At 25.3% G+C, this 4,922-nt stretch carries 5 protein-coding genes and 3 rRNA genes; 5 read left to right on the plus strand and 3 right to left on the minus strand.

Translation table 11 applies throughout. The annotated features are described in order from the left end of the window. From MBFIL_RS10940 to rrf (MBFIL_RS02595), 3 genes are all read left to right on the plus strand, one after another. Positions 1 to 184: ribosomal RNA gene (locus tag MBFIL_RS10940) — 23S ribosomal RNA — on the plus strand; the annotation flags it as partial. A 149-nt stretch (positions 185 to 333) separates the two neighbouring features. After that, positions 334 to 455 (plus strand): 5S ribosomal RNA (gene rrf / locus MBFIL_RS02590). Between the two features lie 40 nt (positions 456 to 495). Next, positions 496 to 617: ribosomal RNA gene (rrf, locus tag MBFIL_RS02595) — 5S ribosomal RNA — on the plus strand. Positions 618 to 1,024: 407 nt separating this feature from the next. On the opposite strand, the gene MBFIL_RS02600 is transcribed toward rrf (MBFIL_RS02595), so the two are convergent. From MBFIL_RS02600 to MBFIL_RS02605, 3 genes are all read right to left on the minus strand, one after another. Next, positions 1,025 to 1,207, minus strand: a complete 183-nt coding sequence (locus tag MBFIL_RS02600) for a hypothetical protein (RefSeq protein ID WP_066971207.1) — start codon at positions 1,205 to 1,207, stop codon at positions 1,025 to 1,027. A 213-nt stretch (positions 1,208 to 1,420) separates the two neighbouring features. After that, positions 1,421 to 1,582, minus strand: a complete 162-nt coding sequence (locus MBFIL_RS10475) for a hypothetical protein (RefSeq protein ID WP_157078624.1) — start codon at positions 1,580 to 1,582, stop codon at positions 1,421 to 1,423. Positions 1,583 to 1,852: 270 nt separating this feature from the next. Next, complete coding sequence (locus tag MBFIL_RS02605) at positions 1,853 to 2,611, minus strand: TatD family hydrolase (protein WP_066971209.1); 759 nt, start codon at positions 2,609 to 2,611, stop codon at positions 1,853 to 1,855. A gap of 276 nt (positions 2,612 to 2,887) precedes the next feature. On the opposite strand from MBFIL_RS02605, the gene MBFIL_RS02610 reads away from it, so the two are divergent. Further along, positions 2,888 to 3,481 (plus strand): hypothetical protein, encoded by a 594-nt coding sequence (locus MBFIL_RS02610; RefSeq protein WP_066971211.1) that lies wholly within the window; start codon positions 2,888 to 2,890, stop codon positions 3,479 to 3,481. 456 nt (positions 3,482 to 3,937) lie between these two features. Next, on the plus strand, positions 3,938 to 4,762 hold the full coding sequence (locus MBFIL_RS02615) for a helix-turn-helix transcriptional regulator (protein ID WP_066971213.1): 825 nt from the start codon (positions 3,938 to 3,940) through the stop codon (positions 4,760 to 4,762). Positions 4,763 to 4,922: the final 160 nt, after the last annotated feature.

Here is a 4,922-nt window from a genome sequence, read left to right on the forward strand (position 1 = left end):
TGCCGGGCAGCTACGCGCTAGACGATAAAGGCTGAAAGCATCTAAGCCTGAGGTGTCCCCTGAAAATAGACTGCTTTTTTAGGACTCAAGTAGAAGACTTGTTTGATGGGGTAGGGATGTAAGCTTCAAGGTTTATTCCGAGTTGTTTAGTCCGCTGCTTCCAATCGTCCACTAGCATATTTTCTTGATAGCATTTTTAGTTCTTTGTGCTTATGTTTATTATATTTAATGCCAATATTTTTTACTAAATAGTGTATTTTTGGTTTGGTGTATTCAGTTAGGGTGAAATGTACAGTTTATATTAATTTAATTATTTTTATTAATTTCATTGAACTTGGCGATCATAGCATCAGGGTGACACCCAGTCTCGTTTCGATCCTGGAAGTAAAGTCTGTTTGTGTTTTGTATTGTGTACTATGGGCTATGCCTATGGGAATTTCATTTTGTTGCCAGTTCTTTTCTTATTCACATTTATCTTATCATATAATATATTAGTTTGACGATCATAGCATCAGGGTGACACCCAGTCTCGTTTCGATCCTGGAAGTAAAGTCTGTTTGTGTTTTGTATTGTGTACTATGGGCTATGCCTATGGGAATTTCATTTTGTTGTCAACTAATTATTTTCAAACTGCTTGTTTTTCGCATAATAATTTTTTTATTTTTGACACTTTTGTTCGCTTAAATAGCTATAGTATACTATTTTTATAATGTCCCATAAGATTAAATATCATTATGTACTAATGTTTATTGTCGTATCAATTTTTTGACTGATGTCAATGGTCCTTCTATGAGATAAGTTTTCACTGACTATGATTAGGAGAAACCCAACATTAGATAGGCTGCCTGTTTCGAGGGTTACTCGGGGAGGAAAGGTTAATCTACCAATGATCCAAAAGAGTTAGTTTACAGGCAAAATTTATTTATTTCTATTTCAATAATGAATTTTAAGTTTTCATTATTTGTGTAAAAAAGTTGCCTCCTGAAAAATGAATTATTACTAAAATCATAATTTATCATAATATTTAGGTCCATTTTAATTCATCATTTTGTCTTTCAATTATTGGTTTCAAATAAGACATAGCTCCACGTTTGGTTTTAAAGCGTTTTTTATCTTCTTTTTGTTGTGTTCCACTGAATTTACCTTCAATTTGATTATTAGTTTTTGGAATATTTGAATCAAATAGATGAGCAGTTAATTTGTGCATATCTCTAATAATTTTTTTTATTATTAAAAATCCTTTAAAAAATCAGGACACTTATTCTACACTTTAAAAAATCTATTAATCCTATAAATAAATTTTTTTTCATCAGCATTAAAGATACTTATAATTTTTCCAGAATACTTTTTTATAGCATTTTTTTCATCAGTAGAAACATTATGTGTATTTAAATGATTTTTAACTTTCTTTTTAACTATTTCAATGAGGTGCCATAATGTATAATTGGTGTTTTTGAAGCCCTAAATTCTTCACAGGTCCCATATATGCATGATCATGATCGGTTATTAAGCATTTTCGTTTATTTTCAGGGATATTATCGTTAATGAATTTTTCAACTTCTTTTGAGGTTACTTTGTCCAAAAATTTAATAGCTATCGTTTGATTATTAACTGAATCTACTAATTAAGCTTTAGGAACAAAATTGCAAGTGTAAAAATCATTGTATAGATTGTTATGCTCTTATTTTTTTAATATTAGATCTAAAAATTTTTTTCTCAGGAGGTTTTGGACAATAATTAAATATGTAAATATTATTCATTGACATGAATAATTAAATATTAAAAAAAATAAATGACAATGGGTAAAATTTTGACACAATCTTTTTCATTAAAAAGTTAGGATGTAATTTTACTATTTTATATTAAAGAATTTCTTTGCATTTTCTTTCGAAACTTTCTCAATATCTTTTTGTTTAAAATTATTCATTCTCAATTTTTGTACTGTTTTTGGAACAGATAATATATCTGAAGGCATATAACTCACATCACTATTTAACATAAACTTATTAAATCCATATTTTCTTAGTATGTCCACAGCTTCAATAGTTTCCATTTTTTCAGGTTGTACTGTTAATCCTAAGGTAAATTCCTCATCAATAACTTCATTAACAACAGAATTATTAATATGGTCAATTACTACAAGTCTAGGATCTATATTTTCCAAAACAATTTCTTTTATACTATGTAATATTTCTAATTTGTTCTTTCTTGGTGTGTGAATTATTACAGGAGTTTTCGTATTATCTGCTATATGTAGTTGTTCTTTAAATATCTCTATTTCTATTTCTCTATTATTTTCTAGACCAATTTCTCCAATAGCTATTATTTTTTTATTAATAGCTAAATTTTCCACTTCTTTTAATATATCTTCATAACTTTTTAATATGTTTGCAGGATGTAACCCAAGTGCTACATGTAGGTATAACCCTGCTTTTTTAGCCCTTTCGGTTTCATAATATAATATCCTTTTAAAATGGTTTAATAAAACTGATGAATCATCTATGTAATATGGATAATATGCACAGGTTATTGCTTTATCAATGCCACTAATATTCATATCTTGGTAGTTTTCATAAGATCTTGAGTCTCCATGTATGTGACTATCTATCATTTTTTTCCATCCAATTTTTTATTTTTTTTTTCAAATATTTTTTTTAAAGTATTCTATGAACTGTTTTTAGTTGTATAACTTTTAAATTTATTGGCTATGGTTTATAGTTCTAAATTTTTTTTCCATAGTTTTAATAGCTATAATCCTGATTATTATTTTATATTTAATTATATTTATATCTATAATTTTTTTATCACATGTCTTTTTATTATTATTTTTACTATCTTTTAAATAATCACCATAATATTAATAAAAAATAAGGTTTAATATAAATACATGACTAATTATAATCCTTTATCTATTCAAATAACAAAATCATGGTTTTTAAAGGCAGAAAGTGAAAAAGATCCTATTAATAAGTTTATTTGTTTATGGGCTTCATTTAATTGCTTTTTTAGTGCAGAATTATTTGATAAAACATTTAATCGTTTAAGACGGCAATATATGGAGTTTGGTGGTGATCTTCCTAACTATTCTCCTGACAATGTTACTGAACACCAACTTTTAAAAACTTTTCGTTCAACCAAAAGTTATAAACAGATTTATATGGATTTATTAAGTTCATCTAATGAATTTAAAGATGACCTTGATTCTTTTGTTGTTTCATTAAAAAATAAGGAATTTAATAATTATAGTGGGCATATTGTTGATATGCGTTCTGGAAAGCTTGGTGCTAATTATTCTGCTCGATTTACTGATGCTGATAATTTTAATCAGTTTATAGGAGTTATTTATCAAATAAGGTGTAATTTATATCATGGTAATAAAAATATGTCCTATGAAAATGATATAGAGATAGTGAAAAATATTAATGATTCTTTTCTGCATTATCTCTATAATTTATATTCCAATGAAGGTTATTTAGGTTAATTTTTCTTTTTATTTTTCAGTAATTTTTACTATTTTTTCATGATTTTTATCTTGATTTATTTTGAGCTTTCACTTTATATTTTTTTGTTTTATGTTACTATTTCTATTTATATTATTACAAATCTTTTATTTTCTATTTATCGAACAATTATTTACTATTATGATGAAATAATGATTTCTTTATTTGTTTGTTTTCGTATATTTCTAAATATATATTAAATTTATACTTTTAATAGAACTGATATTTATATTTTTTAATTAAAATCATTTAATAATCTTTATATATTTTGAGAGATAACTTAATGTTGTAGCAAGATACGAACTATTAGTATTATTTTAGTGATTTTTTTTATTGATCTAAATTATTACTGGTAGTTTATAATTGTTATATATAATGTTAGATCGATTAATGTTAACACAGATTTAGACTGATTAACATTGGATAGGTGTACTTATATGAAATATAATAAAATAAACTTGAAATGGTATGTTGCAGTATCATCTGTTTTAAAAACCCTATCAAGCTCTGAAGCTCGATTAAAAATCTTAAAATTGTTATATATTGATAATCTATCTATGGTTGAAATATATAAAAAATCTAAACTTCCATACAGCTCAATCTCTGTGGGTTTAGCTAATTTAGATCAAATGGGGCTTCTTAAAGTAGTGAATAATAAATTTGCCTTAAATAATTTAGGTAAAATTTATTTCACTATTTTGTTAGAGTTTACGAGTGTGATAAAATTTCTTAAGGACTTTTCTAAATTTTGGAAAGATCATCAAGTGGATAGTATTGATGAAGATGCATTAAATCATTTAGCCTCTTTAAAAGAGTCAGTAATCATCGAGTCAACTCCAATTGATATTTTTAAAACATACAATGTCTTTAAGGAAAACATGGATGAAGTTAATATTGTGAAATCAATATTTCCTTACTTACATCCAGATTTTCCTATATTATTTAATGATTTGATTCAAAAAGAAGTTAATGTAAAATTACTCTTTCCTAAATCACTTTCACACCATTTTTTAAAATTGTGGGATTTAGAAATTCCAAATGAAGAATTAGATAATAATTTACTTGAAGTTAGATCTGTAGAAGATAATATTAATTTAGCACTCACAGTTACAGACAAATTTCTATATCTTGGTATTTGTAAAAGTGATGGTAATTATAATCATAATCACATTTTGTTTTCAAAGTCAAATGATGCTATTAATTGGGGAAATAAGTTGTTTAATAAATATTATAATGAATCTAGCAAACTTTTCCTACATTAATTTTAATATTTTAAATATTAATTTTTTTCCTTTTTTTAGGAGATTATCCATAATTAAAATAAAGGTTTATGATTGTTGGATATGGTTTTAGATGTTTTTTAGTTTTTGTTTTAGTTTTTTAGTCTATTTTTTGTGTTTTAGTTTTAAACTTTTTTAATGT

Source organism: Methanobrevibacter filiformis (assembly GCF_001639265.1).
GTDB lineage: Archaea > Methanobacteriota > Methanobacteria > Methanobacteriales > Methanobacteriaceae > Methanacia > Methanacia filiformis.

Bases quoted from the DNA above. Each gene is read 5' to 3' on its own strand.
- MBFIL_RS02600 (WP_066971207.1), bottom strand. From the start codon at position 1,207: ATGCACAAATTAACTGCTCATCTATTTGATTCAAATATTCCAAAAACT.
- MBFIL_RS02605 (WP_066971209.1), bottom strand. From the start codon at position 2,611: ATGATAGATAGTCACATACATGGAGACTCAAGATCTTATGAAAACTAC.
- MBFIL_RS02610 (WP_066971211.1), top strand. From the start codon at position 2,888: ATGACTAATTATAATCCTTTATCTATTCAAATAACAAAATCATGGTTT.
- MBFIL_RS02615 (WP_066971213.1), top strand. From the start codon at position 3,938: ATGAAATATAATAAAATAAACTTGAAATGGTATGTTGCAGTATCATCT.